The 1694-nt window shown below is 72.7% G+C and carries 1 protein-coding gene; it reads left to right on the top strand.

Going from position 1 to position 1694, the window contains the following annotated elements; genetic code table 11:
* Positions 1 to 1694 (top strand): translation initiation factor IF-2 (gene infB / locus AB0C69_RS42080; protein WP_360362498.1); only part of this gene is annotated, 1694 nt, incomplete at both ends.

The following is a 1694-nucleotide window of genomic DNA, read 5'->3' as shown; positions in this document are numbered from 1 at the left end:
GGCGCGGCGGTCCGGGTGGCGGCGGCGGTGGCCGCGGTCCGGGCGGCGGCGGTCGTCCCGGTGGCGGCGGCGGTCGCGGTCCCGGTGGCGGCGGTCGTCCCGGTGGCGGCGGCGGCTTCGGCGCGCCCCGCGCGGGTGCCGGCGGTCGTCCTGGTGGCGGCGGCTTCGGCCCCCGTCCCGGTGGCGGCGGTCGCGGTCGCGGCGGCACGCAGGGCGCCTTCGGGCGGCCCGGCGGGCGCCCGGCGCGCGGACGCAAGTCGAAGCGGGCGCGTCGTCAAGAGTTCGAGAACATGCAGGCGCCCGCCGTCGGCGGCGTCTCGGCTCCGCGCGGCAACGGCAAGACGATCCGGCTGCCGCAGGGCGCGTCCCTGACCGACTTCGCCGAGAAGATCGGCGCCAACCCGGCGTCGCTCGTCGCGATCATGATGCACCTCGGCAAGATGGTCACGGCGACCCAGTCGGTCGACCCCAACGACCTGATGGAGCTCGGGCTCGAGCTGGACTTCGACGTCCAGGTCGTCAGCCCCGAGGACGAGGACCGCGCGCTGCTCGAGTCCTTCGACATCGAGTACGGCGAGGACGAGGGCGGCGAGGAGAACCTCCAGTCGCGTCCGCCGGTCGTCACCGTCATGGGTCACGTCGACCACGGTAAGACCAAGCTGCTGGACGCCGTCCGGCACGCCAACGTGCAGGCGGGCGAGGCCGGCGGCATCACCCAGCACATCGGCGCCTACCAGGTCGAGACCGTCGTCGACGGCGAGGACCGCAAGATCACCTTCATCGACACCCCGGGTCACGAGGCGTTCACCGCCATGCGTGCCCGCGGTGCCGACACCACCGACCTGGTGGTGCTGGTGGTCGCGGCCGACGACGGCGTCAAGCCGCAGACCACCGAGGCGATCGACCACGCCACCGCGGCGGGGGTCCCGATCGTCGTCGCGGTCAACAAGATCGACGTCGAGGGCGCGGACCCGAACCGGGTCCGGGCGCAGCTCACCGAGTACGGCCTGGTCGCCGAGGAGTTCGGCGGCGACACGCAGTTCATCGACGTGTCCGCCAAGCAGGGGACCAACATCGACGGGCTGCTGGAGGCGATCGTCCTGACCGCCGACGCCACGCTCGACCTGAAGGCCAACCCCGACATGCCCGCCCAGGGCTCGGCCATCGAGGCCCACCTGGACAAGGGCCGGGGCGCCGTGGCGACCGTGCTGGTCCAGCGCGGCACGCTGCGGGTCGGCGACTCGATCGTCTGCGGCGTGGCCAACGGCCGCGTCCGGGCGATGCTCGACGAGAACGGCAACAGCGTCGAGGAGGCGGGCCCGTCCCGTCCGGTGATGGTGCTCGGCCTCGCGGCCGTGCCCGGCGCGGGCGACAACTTCCTGGTCGTCGAGGACGACCGCGTCGCCCGGCAGATCGCCGACAAGCGGGTCGCGCGCAAGCGCAACGCCGAACTGCTCAAGAGCCGCAAGAGCAGCTCGCTGGAAGAGCTGTTCAAGGACCTGGAGCGGGGCGAGCGGCAGGAACTGCTGCTCATCCTCAAGGGCGACGTGTCCGGTTCCGTCGAGGCGCTGGAGGACTCCCTCCTCAAGATCGACGTGGGCGACGAGGTCAACCTGCGGATCATCCGCCGCGGCGTCGGCGAGGCGTTCACTGACCACCTCAAGCAGGAGGCCGAGACCGCCCGGCACTTCCAC

It is taken from the genome of Actinomadura sp. NPDC048032 (assembly GCF_040653175.1).
GTDB lineage: Bacteria > Actinomycetota > Actinomycetes > Streptosporangiales > Streptosporangiaceae > Spirillospora > Spirillospora verrucosospora.
Note: the sequence above shows the minus strand (reverse complement) of the source record. Positions and strands in the feature narration are given on the sequence as shown.